Origin of the sequence: Micromonospora sp. NPDC049048, assembly GCF_043197615.1 — a bacterium.
Lineage (GTDB): Bacteria > Actinomycetota > Actinomycetes > Mycobacteriales > Micromonosporaceae > Micromonospora.
This window is the reverse complement of sequence record NZ_JBICTM010000006.1, coordinates 50,838-69,281: the sequence shown is the minus strand read 5'-3', so window position 1 is coordinate 69,281 and position 18,444 is coordinate 50,838. Positions and strand designations below refer to the sequence as shown.

The 18,444-nt window shown below is 73.1% G+C and carries 18 protein-coding genes and 1 pseudogene; 14 read left to right on the top strand and 5 right to left on the bottom strand.

Translation table 11 applies throughout. From position 1 onward, the window contains the following. The first annotated feature begins 110 nt into the window (after positions 1-110). The 4 genes from purS (at position 111) to ACGFIG_RS19855 (ending at position 4,595) form a co-directional block, all read left to right on the top strand. Positions 111-374, top strand: coding sequence for a phosphoribosylformylglycinamidine synthase subunit PurS (gene purS / locus ACGFIG_RS19870; RefSeq protein ID WP_393004852.1), 264 nt, complete (start codon positions 111-113; stop codon positions 372-374). Further along, entirely contained in the window at positions 371-1,054 is a 684-nt protein-coding gene (gene purQ, locus ACGFIG_RS19865) for a phosphoribosylformylglycinamidine synthase subunit PurQ (protein WP_393004850.1), read from the top strand. Before purS ends, purQ begins: the two co-directional genes overlap by 4 nt. A 67-nt stretch (positions 1,055-1,121) precedes the next feature. After that, the gene (gene purL, locus ACGFIG_RS19860; protein ID WP_393004848.1) at positions 1,122-3,836 is read left to right on the top strand and encodes a phosphoribosylformylglycinamidine synthase subunit PurL; all 2,715 of its coding nucleotides are present in this window, start codon (positions 1,122-1,124) and stop codon (positions 3,834-3,836) included. A 3-nt stretch (positions 3,837-3,839) separates the two neighbouring features. After that, positions 3,840-4,595: a 2-phosphosulfolactate phosphatase gene (locus ACGFIG_RS19855; protein ID WP_393004846.1), complete on the top strand. Its 756-nt coding sequence runs from the start codon at positions 3,840-3,842 to the stop codon at positions 4,593-4,595. 278 nt (positions 4,596-4,873) lie between these two features. On the opposite strand, the pseudogene ACGFIG_RS19850 reads toward ACGFIG_RS19855, so the two are convergent. Then, a pseudogene (locus ACGFIG_RS19850) lies at positions 4,874-6,876 on the bottom strand (hypothetical protein); the annotation flags it as partial. 115 nt (positions 6,877-6,991) lie between these two features. On the opposite strand from ACGFIG_RS19850, the gene ACGFIG_RS19845 reads away from it, so the two are divergent. The 5 genes from ACGFIG_RS19845 to amcA all read left to right on the top strand — a co-directional run bounded on the left by ACGFIG_RS19845 (position 6,992) and on the right by amcA (position 11,744). After that, positions 6,992-7,345, top strand: a complete 354-nt coding sequence (locus ACGFIG_RS19845) for a sterol carrier family protein (protein WP_393004844.1) — start codon at positions 6,992-6,994, stop codon at positions 7,343-7,345. A 171-nt stretch (positions 7,346-7,516) separates the two neighbouring features. Beyond that, complete coding sequence (purF, locus tag ACGFIG_RS19840; protein WP_393004842.1) at positions 7,517-9,055, top strand: amidophosphoribosyltransferase; 1,539 nt, start codon at positions 7,517-7,519, stop codon at positions 9,053-9,055. Between the two features lie 58 nt (positions 9,056-9,113). Continuing rightward, positions 9,114-10,268 carry a phosphoribosylformylglycinamidine cyclo-ligase gene (gene purM / locus ACGFIG_RS19835; protein WP_393004840.1) on the top strand — a complete coding sequence of 385 codons (1,155 nt, stop codon included), beginning with the start codon at positions 9,114-9,116 and terminating at the stop codon, positions 10,266-10,268. Between the two features lie 170 nt (positions 10,269-10,438). Next, positions 10,439-11,542: a cyclophane-forming radical SAM peptide maturase AmcB gene (amcB, locus tag ACGFIG_RS19830; protein ID WP_393005574.1), complete on the top strand. Its 1,104-nt coding sequence runs from the start codon at positions 10,439-10,441 to the stop codon at positions 11,540-11,542. Next, a complete protein-coding gene (gene amcA / locus ACGFIG_RS19825) occupies positions 11,511-11,744 on the top strand; it encodes a multiple cyclophane-containing RiPP AmcA (RefSeq protein WP_393004838.1) in 234 nt (77 codons plus the stop codon). The genes amcB and amcA overlap by 32 nt, the downstream gene beginning before the upstream one ends. A gap of 145 nt (positions 11,745-11,889) precedes the next feature. On the opposite strand, the gene ACGFIG_RS19820 is transcribed toward amcA, so the two are convergent. Together ACGFIG_RS19820 and ACGFIG_RS19815 are read right to left on the bottom strand one after the other, a co-directional pair. Continuing rightward, positions 11,890-12,105 carry a DUF3073 domain-containing protein gene (locus tag ACGFIG_RS19820; RefSeq protein ID WP_089002617.1) on the bottom strand — a complete coding sequence of 72 codons (216 nt, stop codon included), beginning with the start codon at positions 12,103-12,105 and terminating at the stop codon, positions 11,890-11,892. Positions 12,106-12,392: 287 nt separating this feature from the next. Further along, entirely contained in the window at positions 12,393-13,475 is a 1,083-nt protein-coding gene (locus ACGFIG_RS19815) for a Glu/Leu/Phe/Val dehydrogenase (protein ID WP_393004836.1), read from the bottom strand. A 175-nt stretch (positions 13,476-13,650) separates the two neighbouring features. On the opposite strand from ACGFIG_RS19815, the gene ACGFIG_RS19810 reads away from it, so the two are divergent. Next, positions 13,651-14,490: a hypothetical protein gene (locus ACGFIG_RS19810; RefSeq protein WP_393004834.1), complete on the top strand. Its 840-nt coding sequence runs from the start codon at positions 13,651-13,653 to the stop codon at positions 14,488-14,490. Between the two features lie 251 nt (positions 14,491-14,741). Then, positions 14,742-14,951, top strand: coding sequence for a BldC family transcriptional regulator (locus tag ACGFIG_RS19805; protein WP_007073996.1), 210 nt, complete (start codon positions 14,742-14,744; stop codon positions 14,949-14,951). Positions 14,952-15,047: 96 nt separating this feature from the next. Here the strand turns inward: ACGFIG_RS19805 and ACGFIG_RS19800 are convergent, their stop codons facing one another. Continuing rightward, positions 15,048-15,446, bottom strand: a complete 399-nt coding sequence (locus tag ACGFIG_RS19800) for a PPOX class F420-dependent oxidoreductase (protein ID WP_393004832.1) — start codon at positions 15,444-15,446, stop codon at positions 15,048-15,050. Between the two features lie 54 nt (positions 15,447-15,500). Between ACGFIG_RS19800 and ACGFIG_RS19795 the strand changes: the two genes are divergently transcribed. After that, positions 15,501-16,280: a class I SAM-dependent methyltransferase gene (locus ACGFIG_RS19795; protein ID WP_393004830.1), complete on the top strand. Its 780-nt coding sequence runs from the start codon at positions 15,501-15,503 to the stop codon at positions 16,278-16,280. A gap of 95 nt (positions 16,281-16,375) precedes the next feature. Here the strand turns inward: ACGFIG_RS19795 and ACGFIG_RS19790 are convergent, their stop codons facing one another. Continuing rightward, positions 16,376-16,666 (bottom strand): hypothetical protein, encoded by a 291-nt coding sequence (locus ACGFIG_RS19790; protein ID WP_393004828.1) that lies wholly within the window; start codon positions 16,664-16,666, stop codon positions 16,376-16,378. A 160-nt stretch (positions 16,667-16,826) separates the two neighbouring features. Here ACGFIG_RS19790 and ACGFIG_RS19785 point away from each other — a divergent pair, with 160 nt between their 5' ends. Continuing rightward, positions 16,827-17,684 carry a 3-hydroxyacyl-CoA dehydrogenase family protein gene (locus ACGFIG_RS19785; protein WP_393004826.1) on the top strand — a complete coding sequence of 286 codons (858 nt, stop codon included), beginning with the start codon at positions 16,827-16,829 and terminating at the stop codon, positions 17,682-17,684. After that, the gene (locus ACGFIG_RS19780) at positions 17,681-18,424 is read left to right on the top strand and encodes an enoyl-CoA hydratase/isomerase family protein (RefSeq protein ID WP_393004824.1); all 744 of its coding nucleotides are present in this window, start codon (positions 17,681-17,683) and stop codon (positions 18,422-18,424) included. Before ACGFIG_RS19785 ends, ACGFIG_RS19780 begins: the two co-directional genes overlap by 4 nt. The last annotated feature ends 20 nt before the right edge of the window (positions 18,425-18,444 follow it).

The following is an 18,444-nucleotide window of genomic DNA, read 5'->3' as shown; positions in this document are numbered from 1 at the left end:
GCCTGACCCGCGTCCGGCCGGTGCGTCCCGGACGGTATCTGCCAGGTAGGCTGGCTGCGCTCGCCCGTTGTGGGTCGGCACCCAACTGCGTACACAGTCAGGAGTGCCCAGTGCCTCGCGTCGTCGTCGACGTCATGCTCAAGCCCGAGATCCTCGATCCCCAGGGCCAGGCCGTCGCAAACGCGCTGCCCCGGCTCGGCGTCAGCGACGTCGCCTCAGTACGGATCGGCAGGCGGATCGAGATCGAATTCGCCGGTGAACCCGACCTGGACCGGGCCCGGGAGATCGCCGACAAGCTGCTCGCCAACCCGGTCATCGAGGACTTCACCGTCCGCCTGGCCGAGGCCGACGAGATCGTGGACGCCCGCTCGTGACCGCCCGGGTGGGTGTGGTCACCTTCCCCGGCTCGCTCGACGACGGGGACGCGGCCCGGGCCGTCCGGATCGCGGGCGCCGAGCCGGTCCGCCTCTGGCACGGTGACCCGCAGCTGCACGGCGTGGACGCCGTCGTCCTGCCCGGCGGCTTCTCCTACGGCGACTACCTGCGCTGCGGCGCCATCGCCCGGTTCGCCCCGGTGATGGAGACGATCGTGGACGCGGCCCGGGGCGGCCTGCCCGTGCTCGGCATCTGCAACGGCTTCCAGATCCTCTGCGAGGCCCACCTGCTGCCCGGGGCGCTCACCCGCAACCAGCACCTGCACTTCCGCAACCGCGACCAGGTCCTGCGCATCGAGTCGGTCGGCACCGCGTGGACCAACGCGTTCCAGCCCGGCCAGGAGGTGCTGATCCCGGTCAAGAACGGCGAGGGCTGCTACGTCGCCGACACCGCGACGCTGGACCAGCTCGAAGCCGAGGGCCGGGTGGTCGCCCGCTACGTCGGCGGCAACCCCAACGGTTCGCAGCGCGACATCGCCGCGATCACCAACCCCGCCGGCAACGTGGTCGGCATCATGCCGCACCCCGAGCACGCGGTCGAGGCGCTCACGGGCCCCTCCCTGGATGGCCTCGGCTTCTTCACCTCGGTGCTCAAGCACCTGGTGGGGGCACCCGCGTGACCGTACGCGGCATCATCGGTCGGCTCACCCGCCCGTCGAACGGACGCGAGCGCAGCGAGGAGACGTCATGACCAGCCATCCGGACGAGGTACGGGAGAACGCGGAGGAGTTCCCGGCCGCCCCGGCGCACCCGGTGGAGCCGCGTCCGGCCGCCGTCGTGCCGCCGGCCGGGGGCCCCGGGCCGGCGCCCGTCGACTGGGCCGACGGCCTGGACACCGTGTCGCGCGCCGGGGGCACCCCCGGTGAACTCCAGCCGTACGCCGAGCTGGGGCTCCGCGACGACGAGTACGAGCGGATCCGGCAGATCCTCGACCGGCGGCCCACCCAGGCCGAGCTGGCCATGTACTCGATCATGTGGAGCGAGCACTGCTCCTACAAGTCGAGCAAGGTGCACCTGCGGCAGTTCGGCGAGAAGGCCCCACCGAGCGACCGGCTGCTCGCCGGCATCGGCGAGAACGCCGGCGTGGTGCAGATCTCCGACGAGCTGGCGGTGACCTTCAAGGTCGAGTCGCACAACCACCCGAGCTTCGTCGAGCCCTACCAGGGCGCGGCGACCGGCGTCGGCGGCATCGTCCGGGACATCCTGGCCATGGGCGCCCGCCCGGTCGCGGTGATGGACCCGCTGCGCTTCGGCGCGGCCGGCCACCCCGACACCGCCCGGGTGCTGCCCGGCGTGGTCGCCGGCATCGGCGGCTACGGCAACTGCCTGGGCCTGCCGAACATCGGCGGCGAGGTCGTCTTCGACCCCTGCTACCAGGGCAACCCCCTGGTCAACGCGCTCTGCCTCGGCGTGCTGCCGGTCGACCGGCTCCAGAACAAGGCCGCCGCCGGCCCCGGCAACGTCGTCGTGCTGATGGGCGCCCGTACGGGCCGCGACGGCATCGGCGGCGTGTCGGTGCTGGCCAGCGCCACCTTCGACGAGGGCAGCGAGCAGCGTCGGCCGTCGGTGCAGGTCGGCGACCCGTTCATGGAGAAGCTGCTCATCGAGGCCTGCCTGGAGCTCTACGACGCCCGGCTGGTCGTCGGCATCCAGGACCTCGGCGGCGCCGGCCTGACCTGCGCGCTGACCGAGACCGCCGCGGCGGCCGGCACCGGCATGCGGGTCTGGCTGGAGCGCGTGCCGCTGCGCGAGGCCTCGATGGAGCCGCACGAGATCCTGGCCAGCGAGTCCCAGGAGCGGATGCTGCTGGTCGTCGAGCCGGAGAAGCTCGAGGCCGTGCTCAAGACCGCCGAGAAGTGGGGCGTCTGGGCCACCGCCATCGGCGAGGTCACCCCGCCGGCGCCGGACGGCCAACCGGGCCGGCTGCTGATCACCTGGCGCGACCAACTGGTGGTCGACGTACCGCCGGGCTCGCTGGTCGACGACGGCCCGGTCTACGCCCGCCCGATGCGCGAGCCGGCCGACCTGATCCTGCTCCAGGCCGACCGCGCGGAGACGCTGCCCCGGCCGGCCGACCCGGAGGCGCTGCGCGAGACCGTGCTGCGCATGATCGCGTCGCCCAACCTGGCCGACAAGACCTGGGTCACCGAGCAGTACGACCGCTACGTGCTGGGCAACACCGTGCTCGCCCAGCCGGAGGACTCGGGCGTGATCCGGATCGACGAGCGGAGCGGGCTCGGCGTGGCGCTGTCGGTGGACGGCAACGGCCGCTACGCGCGCCTCGACCCGTACCACGGCACGAAGCTCGCGCTGGCGGAGGCGTACCGGAACGTCGCCGTCACCGGCGCCAAGCCGATCGCCGTCACCAACTGCCTCAACTTCGGCTCGCCGGAGGACCCGGGCGTGATGTGGCAGTTCGCCGAGGCCGTCCGTGGCCTGGCCGACGGCTGCGCCGAGCTGGGCATCCCGGTCACCGGCGGCAACGTGAGCTTCTACAACCAGACGGGCGCGGCGCCGATCCACCCGACCCCGGTGGTCGGTGTGCTCGGCGTGCTCGACGACGTCGCCGACCGCGTGCCGATGGGCTTCCAGGCCCGCCCGGGCGGTGAGCACGACCAGATCTTCCTGCTCGGCGAGACGCACGTGGAGCTCTCCGGCTCGGAATGGGCCTGGGTCACCCACGAGCACCTCGGCGGCGTACCCCCGCAGGTCGACCTGGCCCGCGAGCGGCTCCTGGCCGACGTGCTGGCCGAGGCCGCGCGGGTCGGGCACCTGAGCTCCGCGCACGACCTCTCCGACGGCGGCCTCGCGCAGAGCCTGGTGGAGTCCTGCCTGCGGCGCGGCGTCGGCGCCCGGGTCGCCGTGCCCGAGCGGTTCGACGGCGGCTCGATGCCGTTCGTCTACCTGTTCAGCGAGTCCGCGGGCCGGGTCCTGGTGTCGGTGACGCGCGGGCACGAGAAGGCGTTCACCGCCCTCTGCGCCGAGCGCGGGGTGCCGTTCGAGCTGATCGGGGTCACCGATCCGGCCGGCGGCGCGCTGGAGGTGCACGGCCAGTTCCGGATCGGCCTGGACGAGCTGCGCGCCGCGCACGGCGGGACGCTGCCGCGCCTGTTCGGGGGCGCGGGGGTCGTCGATGTGCCCGCGCCGGCCGCCGGTGTGGCGGGTGCGGTCGAGGCCGTGCCGCTGCCCGTCGCCGAGCAGGCCGAGGCCGCGCCGGTGGACCCGTCGGCCGTCGCGACCGAGCCGATCGCGTCGGCCGCGCCGGTCCCGCCGACCGGTGCCGTCGAGCCGGTGGAACCGGTCGAGGCGGAGACCGACGCGCCCGACCCGGAGCAGCCGGCGGTTGAGGCCGACGGTCCGGCGGCACCCGACTCCGGTGCCGCCGAGCCCGGTCAGCGCTGAGGCGTGGCCGCTACCGTCCACGTCCAACCCAATTCCGGCGCCCGGTTCGACTGGGGGCTGACAGGGGCGGCCGAACTCGGCCGGGTGTGCGCCGTGCTGGTGGTGGTGGACGTGTTGTCGTTCACCACCGCCGTGGACGTCGCGGTCGGGCGCGGTATGCGGGTGCACCCGTTCCCGTGGGGCGAGCAGGCGGCCGACTACGCACGGCGCGTGGGCGCGGTCGCGGCGGTGGGCCGTCGGCAGATGACCCCGGAGCATCCGTGGTCGCTCTCGCCGGCCGCGCTGACCGACGCGCCGGTCGTCGCCGACCTCGTACTGCCGTCGCCGAACGGCTCGGCGATCAGCGCGGCGGCGAGCGCCACCGGGCTGCCGGTGGTCGCGGCCTGCCTGCGTAACGCACGCGCCGTCGGCCGTTGGCTCACCCGTCAGGGGTACGGCTCGACGGACGCGCCGGTCGGCGTGATCGCCTCGGGTGAGCGCTGGCCGGACGGCTCGCTGCGGCCCTCCGTGGAGGACCAGCTCGGGGCGGCCTGCGTGCTGGACGCCCTGTCGGGTGCGCCCGGTGGTCTCTCCGTGGAGGCGGCCATGGCGCTCGCCGCGCTCGCCAGCACCCCCGACGTGGCCGCCGCCGTCCGTGGCTGCGTGTCGGGCCGCGAGCTGATCGAGGGCGGTTTCGCCGGGGACGTCGAGGTCGCCGTACGCGTCGGCGCCTCGGACGTGGTCCCGGTGCTGCGCCAGGGCGTCTTCTCCGCCGCCTGACGGCCTTCCCGCCGCGGACGGCGCCCCGTCACCGGCTCGCCGCGCCGGCCGCCTGCTGGCCCTGCCCTGCGTGGCCCCACCGCCGCTGCCCCTGCTGGCCCGCCGCCGCTGGCCTTTCTCGCCTGCTGGCCTGCCGCCGCTGGCCTCGTTGCCCGGTGGACCTGCCCTGCGTCGGCCCTCGCGCCTGTTGGTGGACCGCCGGACGCAGCGGCGAGGGCCGCCCGGAGTTCCGGACGGCCCTCGCCGTGGTGTTGTCGTCGGGGCGTGCCCCGGGCGGATCAGTCGTCCAGCCAGTCCAGCCGGCGGCCACCCCGGTCCTGCTGCGGCGGGCCGTCCGGGCGACCGCGACCGCTCTGTGGGTCGTCGTAGCCGCCCGGCTGGCCGTAGCCACCCTGGCCGCCGTAGCCGCGATCGTCGTAGCCGCCCCGCTGCTGCGGGGGCTCCTGACCGTAGCCGCCGCCCTGGCCGTAGCCGCCCTGGTTGTCGTACGAGGTGGGCTGGTCGTAGCCGCCCGGCTGACCGTAGCCGCCCCTCGGGGCCCCGGACTCCTGGCCGCCGTAGCCGCCCGGCTGGCCGTAACCACCCCGGTCGTAGCCGCCGGTCGACTCGCCGCCCCGGCCGTACGCCCCGGGCTCGGACTGGCCGTAGCCCTGACCCTGCTCCGGCTGGTAGACGCCGGTCGCGTACGGGTCGGCCGGGGCCGGGTACTGGGTGGCGTCGCCGGTGTAGCGGCCGGTCGGCTCGTCGTACCGCTCGCCGTAGCCCCTGCCGCCCGCCGGGGCACCGTAGTCGTTGCCGCCGCCCGCCGGAGCGCCGAAGTCGTTGCCGCCGTAGCCGCCGCCCGAGGCGGGGGCGTTGCCGTAACCGCTGCCGGAGGAAGGGGCGTTGCCGTAACCGCCGCCGGAGGAGGGCGCGTTGCCGTAGCCGCCGCCGGCTCCACCGCTGCCGTAGCCGCTGCCCGAGGAGGGTGCGTTGCCGTAGCCGGCACCGCCGTAGCCACCCGAGCCGGCCGGCTCGTCGCCGTAGCCGCTGCCACCCCAGCCCTGCTGGCCGCCCGCCGCGCCGTAGGGCTGCGGGGGAGCGCCGTACGGGTCCGGCGGCACGTCGTCGACCACGGGGCGGTGCATCATCGTCGGGGCGTCGCTGAGTGCGGCGCCGCCGACCATCGTCGGATCCGGCGTGGCACCGACCCGGTTGACCACCCGGGTCTGGTCGTCCGAGCCCCGGAACGCCCCGCGAGCCGCCGGAACCGCACCTGCCGCGGCACCCGCCGGCACGTCGTCGTCGGTCTCGTCGGCGTTGTCCTTGCGGCGCAGCCACAGCAGCACGATGGTGCCGACACCGGCGGCGACGAGCAGGCCGCCGAGCAGGATGATCAGCCAGGAGCCCATGCCCCCGGAGTCCTCGTTGCTGGCGTTGGCAGCCGCGCCCGGGCTTGCCTCGCTGCTCTCCTCGGGGGTCTCCTCGACCGGTTCGTCGGTGGGGAGGGGCTCCTCGCTGGCCGAGGGGGTGGCGCTCGGCGTCGTCTCGACCTTGATCGCCAGGGCGATGCGCTGGCCGGTGATGCTCTGCCCGGCGGAGGCGTCGAAGCTCTTGGTGCCGTACACCTCACCGACGCTGGCGCCGACGGCGAGCCGGCCGGGCGCGATCGGCTTCTCGCTGGTGCCGGTGAAGCGGAAGTTGCCGTTGTCGTCGCTGATCGTGTCGATCTTCTTGCCGGCGCCGTCCTGGAGCATGACCACCGCGTTCGGCACGGCCTTGCCGTTGGCCTGGACGACCACCTTGCCGGAAACCGACTTGACGGTCTGCACCTGCGGGGGCTCGGACGGCTGGGCCCGGCCGTTGACCTTGAGCTGGAAGGTGGCGGTCCGTCCGGCGCCGGACTTGTCACCCTCGGCCGCTACCGTCACGGTGACGTTCGCGTCGCCGGCGTTGTCGCTGGCCCGCAGGCGCAGCAGCCGCAGCTGCGGTCGGTTGCCGGGGATCTCCCCGCAGCCGCCGCAGGTCACGCCGCTGGGGAGGCCGGCGAGGCTGACCTGGACCTTCTCGTCCTCGTCGCCGGGAGTCACCTGGGCGGTCACGACCGCGTCACTGCCGGCGTTGAGGGTGACCGAGCCGGGCGAGACGTTGACGTCGGCGGCGAGGGCTGGTGTGGCGGGGGCAGCGAGCAGAGCGCCGACAACCAGCGCCACGACCACACCGGCCCGCTGCTTCCAGGCACGTCGGTGTGTTGACACGTCCACCGCCTTCCGGACTGACTTCCCTCGGCGGCGGGTCGCCGGGCCGGGGATCATCACAGTACGAATACGCCGTCGGCAACTATGCCTTGTCTGACCGGATCGGCGCGACCCAGGGCCAGCGTCAGGCGCGAGGTGCTGAAGCCGTATCGTCCCGTCGTGTCCTCTCCGCACATTAAGTCCGCCGCAGTCGCGGCGGCGTTGTCGGCGCTCGACGAGGGGCGTACGCCCGAACGGCCGGTTCTCCGGGAGGCGGTCCGTACCCTGTTGACCGCCCTCGCGGAGCGCGCCCCCGGCCGATCGGTGGAGGTGCGTGTCCCACCTTACGGTGCAGTTCAGTGCGTTTCCGGTCCCCGACACACCCGTGGCACGCCGGCGAACGTCGTCGAGATGGAGCCCGGAACGTGGCTGGCGGTGGCCACCGGGCGGCTCGGCTGGGCCCAGGCGATCACCGAGGGTCGCGTACGAGTGAGCGGAATCCGGGCGGATCTCTCCGCGTACCTGCCGCTCTAGCTGCGGCGACACCTGCGAGGGGTGACGCGTGGGAGCGGCATCGTGACTTTCTGTGTCGACAGGGATTCGCGTACACTGTCAGGCGACGAACAGTGGTCCCGGTCGAGGAAGGCGGATCCGCTCCCCGCGTGATTCCGCAAGGCCGGTCCAGACCAGCATGAGGGAGCGCAGGTGCCCCGAGGCGACGGCCGGCTGAGCCACGACCTTGATCCCCAACGACCCGGTCCCCAGGACGCGTGTGGCGTCTTCGGCGTCTGGGCGCCCGGGGAGGAGGTCGCCAACCTCACCTACTTCGGGCTCTACGCCCTCCAGCACCGGGGTCAGGAGGCCGCCGGGATCGCGGTCAGCGACGGTTCGGGTGTCGTGGTCTACAAGGACCTCGGCCTGGTCGCCCAGGTCTTCGACGAGCCGACCCTGGCCAGCCTGCGCGGGCACGTGGCGATCGGGCACGCCCGCTACTCCACCACCGGCGGCTCGACGTGGGAGAACGCCCAGCCGACCATCCGGTCCACGACGTCCGGCACCACGATCGCGCTGGCCCACAACGGCAACCTGGTCAACACCTCCGAGCTCCAGCGCGAGGTCACCGAGCGGGGCCTGGTCGCCGACGGTTCGACCAACGACACCTCCCTGGTGACGATGCTGCTGGCCAGCCGCCCGGACCTGTCGGTCGAGGCGGCGGCGCTGGAGGTGCTGCCGCAGCTGCGCGGCGCGTTCAGCTTCGTGTTCATGGACGAGTCGACCCTCTACGCGGCCCGCGACCCGCACGGCGTACGCCCGCTGGTGCTGGGCCGGCTGGAACGCGGCTGGGTGGTCGCCAGCGAGACCGCCGCGCTGGACATCGTGGGCGCGAGCGTGGTCCGCGAGGTCGAGCCCGGCGAGCTGATCGCGATCGACGAGGACGGGCTGCGTTCCAACCGGTTCGCCACGCCCGAACCCAAGGGCTGCCTCTTCGAGTACGTCTACATCGCCCGACCGGACGCCACCATCGCCGGGCGCAACGTGCACTCCGCCCGGGTGCAGATCGGCCGGCAGCTCGCCAAGGAGCACCCGGTCGAGGCCGACCTGGTCATCCCGGTGCCGGAGTCCGGCACCCCGGCCGCGATCGGCTACGCCGAGGAGTCCGGCATCACCTACGGCGCCGGCCTGATGAAGAACCCGTACGTCGGGCGCACCTTCATCCAGCCGTCGCAGACCCTGCGTCAGCTCGGCATCCGGCTCAAGCTCAACCCGCTGCGGGAGAACGTCCGGGGCAAGCGGCTGGTCGTGGTCGACGACTCGATCGTGCGCGGCAACACCCAGCGGGCGATCGTGCGGATGCTGCGCGAGGCCGGCGCGCTGGAGGTGCACGTACGCATCTCCTCGCCGCCGGTCAACTGGCCGTGCTTCTACGGCATCGACTTCGCCACCCGTGCCGAGCTGCTGGCCAACGGCCTGGACAACGACGGCATCCGGCGCTCCATCGGGGCGGACACGCTCGGCTACGTGTCGCTGTCGGGCCTGATCGCCGCCACCGAGCAGCCGAAGACCCGGCTGTGCCGCGCGTGCTTCGACGGGGAATACCCGATCGAGCTCCCCGCCGGCAACCTGATCGGCAAGCACGTCCTCGAAGGGGTGGGCCGGCGGGTCGCCGCGCAGGTGTCCGACACCCCTGAACACAACGCCCCGCTCGTCGCCACTCCGGGCGGCGTGACCACACACCGCCCGTAGCACCACCCGGCGCGACCCGGTCACCGCCGGCCCGGCGCCAGAACCAAAGGGGAGAACCGTGACGCACGTGTCCGAGCGCAGCGGCGCAGGAAGCAGCCCGACCGGCGCCAACGGCGACCGCCAGCCCTGGACGGCCGGCACCAGCCGCCCGGCGCGCAAACGCTCGGTCTCGTACGCGGACGCCGGGGTCTCGATCGACGCGGGCGACCGCGCCGTCGAGCTGCTGAAGTCGAAGGTGAAGCAGACCCGGCGCCCCGAGGTGATGGGTGACCTGGGCGGCTTCGCCGGCCTGTTCCGGCTGGACACGAAGAAGTACAAGAACCCGATCCTGGCCTCCTCCACGGACGGCGTGGGCACCAAGCTGGTGATCGCGCAGCAGATGGACATCCACGACACGGTCGGCATCGACCTGGTCGCGATGGTCGTCGACGACCTGGTGGCCTGCGGCGCCGAGCCGCTGTTCCTGCTCGACTACATCGCCACCGGCGAGGTCGTGCCGGACAAGGTCGCCGAGATCGGCGCCGGCATCGCCGACGGCTGCCGGTACGCCGGCTGCGCCCTGCTGGGCGGCGAGACCGCCGAGCACCCGGGCGTCCTGCGCCCGGACGAGTACGACATCTCCGCCACCGGCGTCGGCGTGGTGGAGGAGAGCGACATCCTCAGCCCCGAGCGGGTCGAGGTGGGCGACGTGGTCATCGCGATGCGCTCCTCCGGCCTGCACTCCAACGGCTACTCGCTGGTGCGGCACGTGCTGCTGGGCGCCGGCCGGATGCGGCTCGACGTGGTGATCGACGACTTCGGCCGGCAGCGCACCCTCGGCGAGGAGCTGCTCACCCCGACGAAGATCTACGCGCAGGACTGCCTCAAGCTGATCGCCGAGGCCGAGGTGCGGGCCATCGCCCACGTCACCGGCGGCGGCATTCCCGGCAACCTGGTCCGGGTGCTCCCCGAGCACGTCGACGCGGTGGTCAACCGGTCGACCTGGAAGCCGCAGCCGATCTTCGACCTGATCCAGTCCAAGGGGCGGATCGAGGACCCGGAGATGGAGGCGACCTTCAACATGGGCGTCGGCATGTTCGCGATCGTCTCCGCCGAGGACGCGGACCGCGCGCTGGCCACCCTGACGGGCCGGGGCGTCGACGCGTGGCAGGCCGGCGAGATCATCGAGGGCTCCGGCAACGTGCAGATGATCGGCCAGCACACCCGGGGCTGATCGACTCGCGGTGATCGTACGGACACCTGATCAGGGCTTCACCCGAGTGGCTGTGGCCGCCTAGCCTGAAGGGCACCCTCAAGGCGGTCGGGGCCTCCCGTCCGGGCTCCCCGACCGCTCTTCAGGCGCTGAGGAGGGCAATGGCTGCTCGGGGACGGTCACTCAGCGGGATGCGCGGCCTGTCCGCCGTCCCTTCCTACGTGGTCATGCAGCCGACCACTCTGTGTAACCTCGACTGCGCCTACTGCTACCTGCCGTTCCGCGCGGCCGACCGGCGCATGCCGGTGCCGGTGGCCGAGGCGGTCGCCGCGTCGGTGAACCCCTGGGCGGCGGCGGGCCGCTTCTCGGTGGTGTGGCACGGCGGCGAGCCGTTGGCGGCCGGCCGGGAGCACCTCGCCGCGCTGATCGCGCCCTTCGGGCCCGAGGTCGAGCACCATGTCCAGACCAACGCCACGTTGATCGACGACGCCTGGTGCGCGTTCTTCGTCGAGCACGGGGTGCGGGTGAGCGTGAGCGTGGACGGCCCGCGGGAGCGCAACGGCGACCGGGTCACCCGGGGCGGCGGGCCCGCGTACGACCGGATCGTGCGCGGGGTGGCGGCGCTGCGCCGGCACGGTCTGCCGTTCTCGGCGCTGGCGGTGGTGGGCCGACCCGGGCCGGGCCTGGCCACCGAGCTGTACGACTACTTCCTCGACCTCGGCTGCGACGTGCTCGGCGTCAACATCGAGGAGACCGAGGGGGTCAACCGCCGCGACAACTCCCACGACGCGCGGCTGGTGAGCGCCTTCTGGGCGGAGCTGGTGGCGGCCTGGCGCCGGGAGCCCCGGATCCACCTGCGCGAGGTCGAGTGGTCGCTGCGGTACGCCGCCGCGGTGCTGGACGGCACCGCCGACGACGTGCTGCCCCGGCGGCTGGACCCGATCCCGACCATCGGCCACGACGGCTCGGTGACGGTGCTCTCGCCCGAGCTGGCCGGCTTCACCGACGTCCGCTACGGCGACTTCACCAGCGGCAACGTGCTGGCCACCCCGCTGGCCGAGATCCTCGCCCACGCGGACCGGACGCCCTGGGTCGGCGAGTTCCTCGCCGGCGTCGAGGCGTGCCGCTCTTCCTGTCCCTACTTCGGCTTCTGCGGTGGCGGCCACGCGGCCAACCGCTACTTCGAGCTGGGGCGTTTCGACGGTACGCAGACCGCGCACTGCCGGAACAGCAAGATCCACTTACTGGAGGGAGTGTTGGAGCATGCCCGAGACCACCAGTCACCGGCAGCCTGACCGGAGGGCGGACGCCCCGGACGAGATCGCCGACCGGGTGCGGGAAGCCGCGCCGGGACTCACCGCACTCCTACGCGAGGCCGAGGCCGCGCGACGACTACGGGCCGAGGTGGCGGCTGGCGACGGCGCGAGCGCCGTCTGCGCCTGGAACCACTTCGAGAACATCCCGACGTTCTACAACTGGAACAACCGTCCCCGCTGAGGGCGGACCGTGATCAGGGACCTGCCCTGTCGACCGGAGCGTTCTCCGGAGAGGGCAGGTCCCTGATCGTCGGTAGTGGCGCCGCTTCGATGGGCACATGCGTGAGCACGCGGGCGATCACCGCGTGCTCAGCTGTTACCGGAGGTCAGCGGGGCGGACGTACCCAGGGATCCGGGTCTTCGTCCGCGTGATCCTCATCATCGTCGTCGACATACTCTTTGTAGTCGTCGTCGAAGTTGTGCTCAGACTTACCAGCACCCGCCAGTTCGCGCTGCAAGGCGGTGAGGTCGGTGTTCGGGGAGTGGTACTTCAACTCCCGCGCCACCTTCGTCTGCTTGGCCTTAGCACGGCCGCGCCCCATGGCTCGACCCCCTCGCACAGAATGCGGGGCAGCCCGAAGGCGGGCCCCGATGACGTCAGGCATCTCTCGTGGCTCTTACGGTACATGGGGATGCCACCGTTCGGCACCTCGGGTTACCGTCGACCGACACCGCGCGTCGCGGTCATCCGGACGTCACCGATTGTACCCGGTAAGGACCGGTGCCGGGAGCGCCCGTGACACCGGGCAAAGCCGCGCGAAATCAGCCTAACCGGACGAGCCGCCCGGTGGGGCCGGGGGCGGAACCGGACGCTCCGCCCCCGGGGCGCTCAGCGCAGGTGGATCGTGCGCAGGCGGCCGACGTCGGCCATCCGCCGCTCCGCCAACCGGTCCGCCGCCACCGCCGGCGGCACCCCCTCGGCGTCCGCCAGACGCAGGATCTCCCGCGTGGTGTCGTAGATCCGGGTCGCCCGCAGCTTGGCCCGCTCGAAGTTGAAGCCGTCGATCTCGTCCGCCACCTGGATCACGCCGCCGGCGTTCACGACGTAGTCCGGGGCGTAGAGGATGCCACGGTCGGCGAGGAGCTTCTCGATGCCGGGGTGGGCGAGCTGGTTGTTGGCCGCGCCCGCGACGACCTTGGCGCGCAGCACCGGCACCGTGTCGTCGTTGAGCGCGCCGCCGAGCGCGCACGGGGCGTACACGTCGATGTCGGCGGCGACCAGCGCGGCGGCGTCGTCGACCAGCGTGACCTGCGGGTAGGTGGTGCGCGCCCACTCCAGGGCCTTCGGGCTGACGTCCGTCGCCACCACCTCGGCGCCGTCGTCGATCAGGTGGCCCACCAGGTACTTGCCGACCTTGCCCAGGCCGGCCACGCCGACCCGCCGGCCGGCGAGGGTCGGTGCGCCCCAGAGGTGCTCGGCCGTGGCCCGCATGCCCTGGAACACGCCCCAGGCGGTGAGGATCGAGGAGTCGCCGGCGCCGCCGTGCTCGACGCTGCGGCCGGTGACGTAGGAGGTCTCGCGCGCGATCACGTCCATGTCGGCGACGTAGGTGCCGACGTCGCAGGCGGTGTAGTAGCGCCCGGCGAGGGACTGCACGAAGCGACCGTACGCGCGCAGCAGCGCCTCGCTCTTGATCCGCTCGGGGTCACCCCAGATGACCGCCTTGCCGCCGCCTAGGTCGAGCCCCGCGAGAGCGTTCTTGTAGGCCATGCCCCGGGAGAGGTCGAGCACGTCGGCGAGGGCGTCGGACTCACTGGCGTACGGGTAGAACCGGGTCCCACCGAGCGCGGGGCCGAGCGCCGTGGAGTAGATGCCGATGATCGCCTTGAGGCCGCTCTGCTTGTCCTGGCAGAACACGACCTGTTCGTGACCGCTGGATCCCGGGTCTTCGGTGCTGGTGAATACGCCCATGGCTCGCTCCTGGTGTGGGGGGGTGCGTCCTTGTGGGACGCGGACCGGTGGACCGCCGGCGGGATGCTGCCGGTGCCGCTGAGCCTAGTATCGGCCGACGCCGTCCGGCCGCCCCCGGCTCGCGTGATCGCGCTGCCGACGACGGTCGGGTTCCGATTCGTGGGAGGATCGCGCCGTGCCGTCCCTCTTCGCTTCATACCTGCGCGTGTACGAGCCGCTGACCGCCTTCGACCGGGACCGCCAGTCGTACTGGCGGCGCTACGTCGAGCAGGGGCGCGCGGTGGCACCGGTGGAGGGGCCGGGCCGGCAACGGACGGCGGTGCTGGAGGCGCTGGGGGCCGGCTGGACCCGGCTGCCCGACCTGCCGGACGAGGCGTACGTCCTGGAGACCGACGAGAGCCTGCTCGTCTGTCCGTGGAACCTGCGCATCCGGGTCGCCGAGGCGGCGCTGAACGCGCGCGACGGGGTGCCCCCGGTGCTCGCCGACGCCTTCGTCCCGCCGGTGCTCGCCGGTCAGGCGAAGGCCGTGGTGGAGGACTGGCGCAGCGGGGCCCGGGTGCTGGAGCACGGCGTGCCGCGGGTGCACGAGCAGATCGCCACGTGGGGCGTGCCGCTGCGGTGGTTCGTGCTCTTCGACCCCCAGGAGCGGCACCACGTGACGCGTCCCGGGCGCCGGGCGCTGTCCTACCGCACGGACATCTCCAAGGCGCGGCGCCGGTCGTCCCGGGCCCTGTCGGTGCTGCGCAAGTCGATCGGCGACGCGCCGATCACGGAGGCGGTCGAGGAGGCCGCCCGCTGGCTGGAGGAGTTCCACCCCCGGTCGATGGTGGAGCTGGACTACGGCGGCCTGGTCGAGCTGCTGTCGGACGAGACGCTGGCCGCCGACGACTCGCCCGAGCTGGTGGCGACCGGGCTGGCCGGGCTGTCCAGGGGCGAGGCCGAGGAGGCTTCGGCGGCGTACGACAGGCTGGTCGCGCGCTGGCGGGCGGTCCAGTTGCTGGAACGGTGCAACTGACGCAAAATCGCCCAAAAGACGGCGCAAAGTCGAGGCTAGTTCGTAGTTGACGCATCACGAACCGTGATCATGAGTCCGAATAAGGTACTTTCTGCCGTGTAAAAGTCGCATAAATCGGGCATGGTTCATCCGTCCGTCTAGGGACGTTCGGCCGTTCGGCCCATGTCGGACATCGGGGACTAGCCGGACCATGGGAGACGCGTCGGCCGGCGGGACCCCGGCCGATGTCTATACATGTGGAGGAGTGACCGATGGCATCGCGAACGCACGAACCAGAGCCGCTACTCACACCGGCCGAGGTGGCGTCGATGTTCCGTGTCGACCCGAAGACGGTGACCCGGTGGGCCAAGGCGGGCAAGCTCAGCGCCATCCGCACGCTGGGCGGACACCGCCGGTACCGGGAGTCGGAGGTCAGGGCACTGTTGCAGGGACAGATTCCCCAGCAGCGCCAGGGGGACTGACCGAACGGGAGTAAACAGACCTGCACGAAGGGCGGCGGACCAGATCCGCCGCCCTTCGTCGTGTCCGGGCCCGCCCGCGTACGCGCGGCGGGGCGGTCAGGCGCCGGTCGACGGCCCGTCCGCGAGGACGACCCGGATGCCGATCGTGCCGCTCTCGCCGCGCCGCAGGCGGCTGCCGAGCATGCTCAGCCGGCCGAGCATCCGGTACTTCTGCTTGATCAGCTCGCGTACCCGCCGGGTTCCGGCCACGTCGCAGAGGGTCGCGTGGGCGGGGACCGCCTCGCCATGCGGCCGGCCCCGGACGTCGCACGGCGCCACCGTGACGTCCCCGCTGCGCCGGATCCGCTTCACCTTGCCGGCGTCCGCGGCCGACCACACCGCCAGGGCGTCGCCGTCACGCACCGCCCAGACCGGGGTCGGCACCGCCCGACCGTCCTTGCGAAACGTCGTGAGCAGGATGTACTTCTCCGCGCCGAGGCGGTCCAAGGTGGTCACCCCGCCAGGATACGACCGGTGCGGCTGACTGACCGGCCGGATAGCGTGAAGCCCGTGACGGCCCAACCACAGATCGGTGACGTGTTCGGAGAGCTGGTGCGCGACGCGTACGCCGTGGCCACCGGGGTCGGCCCCCGGCCGCTGGCCGGCGGGCGGCTGCCGCGGCCGGTCATCGAGATCATCGAACGGGACGACGGGCTCGTCAACGGCGCGTCCGCCGGGCACTACCTGGACCCGCCGGCGGACTGGCAGCCGTACGACCACCGGGCCGTGGACCGGGTCCGGGGCGCGACCCTGGACGTCGGCGTCGGTGCGGGCCGGATCGCGCTGCTGCTCCAGGAGCGGGGCGTGCCCGTCACCGGGCTGGACACCTCGGCCGGAGCGTTGGCCGTCTGCCGCCGCCGGGGCGTACGGGAACTGGTGCACGGCACGGTCGACGCGCACGTCGCGGACGGCCGCCGCTACGACACGTTCCTGCTGCTCGGCAACAACGTCGGCCTGCTGGAGGGGCGCGAACGGGCGCCGGCCCTGCTGGCCGCGCTCGCCGCGCTGGCCCGGCCGGGAGCGCAGGTCATCGCCCAGGGCACCGACCCGTACGGCACCCGGGACCCGGTGCACACGGGCTACCACGAGCACAACCGGCGCCGGGGACGCCTCGGTGGGCAGCTCCGGCTGCGGCTGCGCTACCGGGAACTGGGCACCGAGTGGTTCGACTACCTGGTCTGCTCCCCGGACGAACTCGCCGAACTCGTCCGGGGCAGCGGCTGGCGACTGACCGACGTGGACGATCGGGACGCGCCGTACTACCTGGCCACCCTGCGCCTCGCCGGCTGACGCCCGCACAGGGCGCACGGAGGGGCACCTCCTGGCGCTGTCGCTGGAGGAAGGTGCCCCTCCTGACGCCCTTCGTACCGGAAGGGCTGTCAGCCCTAGACGGTCGGGGAGAGCTGCTCGGGCGGGAGGCCGCCGTCGCCGTCGACCACCTCGTCCGGGGTGCCGTCCTCGTCGAGGTCGACCATCGTGATGTCCACCTTGCCGTCGTGGTCGGTGTCGAACTGGTACAGGTCGGGCTTGCCGTCCCCGTCGGTGTCGGCGACCCAGACGTCGGTGCGGCCGTCGTTGTTGGTGTCGGCGCGCAGCAGGTCGACCCGCTCGTCCCCGCGGGTCTCCACGGTCTCCGCCGTCTCGGCGGCGTGCACGGTCTCCGGTGCCTGGCTCATCTGGCCGTCCTTCCCTCGGTTGGCTGCCGTGGTACCCGATCCGCCGCGCCCCCACGCATGTCGTGGAGGTCGCCGCTGCATAGGGTCGGCGCATGAGCGAGTGGAGCGGTTGGCGGGGCGCGGGTCAACCCCGTCCCGCCACGGGAGACGGGGAGGCGTCATGAGCGACCGCTTTGTCGTGGTCGGGGCCGGCACGATGGGGCTCGGCATCGCGTACGTGGCGGCCGGGGCGGGACACGCCGTCGAGCTGGTCGAAGTGGACCGGGCCCGGGGCGCGGCGGCCGTCGAGCGGCTCGGGGAGCTGTGGGACAGGGCGGTGGCGCGCGGCAAGCTCGACGCCGACCGGGCCGCGACGAACCGGGAGCGGGTGACGCTGCGGGCGGGGCTCGCCGAGGTCGCCGAGGAGCCGGCCGTGGTGGTGGAGGCCGTACCGGAGCGGCCGGACCTGAAGCGGACGGTGCTGCGCGAGGCCGAGGCGCTGCGGCCGGCGCTGCTGGGCAGCAACACCTCCAGCATCCCGATCGCCGCGCTGGCCGAGGGGCTGGCGCGGCCGGAACGCTTCCTGGGGCTGCACTTCTTCAACCCGGTCTGGGCGATGGCCCTGCTGGAGGTCGTCGTCGGCCCGGCCACCGCGGCGGAGACCACCGCCGAGGCGGTCGCGCTCGCCGGCCGGCTGGGCAAGGACCCCGTCGTCGTACGCGACATGCCCGGCTTCGCCACCTCCCGGCTCGGGGTCACCCTCGGGCTGGAGGCGATCCGGATGGTCGCCGACGGGGTGGCCAGCCCCGCCGACATCGACAAGGCGATGGTGCTCGGCTACCGGCACCCGGTCGGCCCGCTGGAGCTGACCGACATCGTCGGGCTGGACGTGCGGCTCGACATCGCGCGCACCCTCCAGGCCGCGTACGGCGACCGGTTCGCCCCGCCGCCGCTGCTCGAGGAGATGGTGGCCGCCGGCCGCCTGGGCAAGAAGTCCGGCCAGGGCTTCTACCGCTGGGAAGGCGGGACCCGCTCGTGAGCGGGCTGCGGATCGAGGAGCAGCCGGACCGGCTGGTGGTGACGCTCGACCGGCCGGAGAAGCGCAACGCCATCGACGCCGACCTGATCGCCGAGCTGCACCAGGTCTGCGCGGAGCTGGAGGCGCGGCCCCGCCTGCTGCTGCTCACGGGCGGCACGGAGGGGATCTTCGCGGGCGGGGCGGACATCGGGCAGCTGCGTGAGCGGGGCCGGCTGGACGCCCTCGCGGCGATCAACTCGGCGGCCTTCGCCCGGATCCGGGCGCTGCCGATGCCGACCGTGGCGGCCGTGGACGGGCCGGCGCTGGGCGGGGGCGCCGAGCTGGCGTACGCCTGCGATCTGCGGGTCTGCACGGCGCGGGCCGTGTTCGGCCAGCCGGAGGTCCGGTTGGGGATCCTGGCCGGCGCGGGCGCGACCCACCGGCTGCCGGCGTTGGTCGGGGAGGCCCGGGCCAAGGAACTGCTCTTCACGGGCCGCCGCGTGGACGCCGAGGAGGCGCTGCGGATCGGGCTGGTCAACCGGGTGGTGCCCGAGCCCGGCGAGCTGCTGCCCACGGCACACGGGCTGCTCGACGAGATGGCGAAGGGGTCCGCGCTGGCGCTGCGGCTCACCAAGCTGGCGGTCGACGCGCCGGCCGCCGCGCACCCGCACCTGGACCTGGTCAGCCAGGCGGTGCTCTTCGAGGACGAGGAGAAGCACCGGCGGATGACGGAGTTCCTCGAGCGGCGACGTCCCCGCTGAGAGCACTGACGACGACGGCC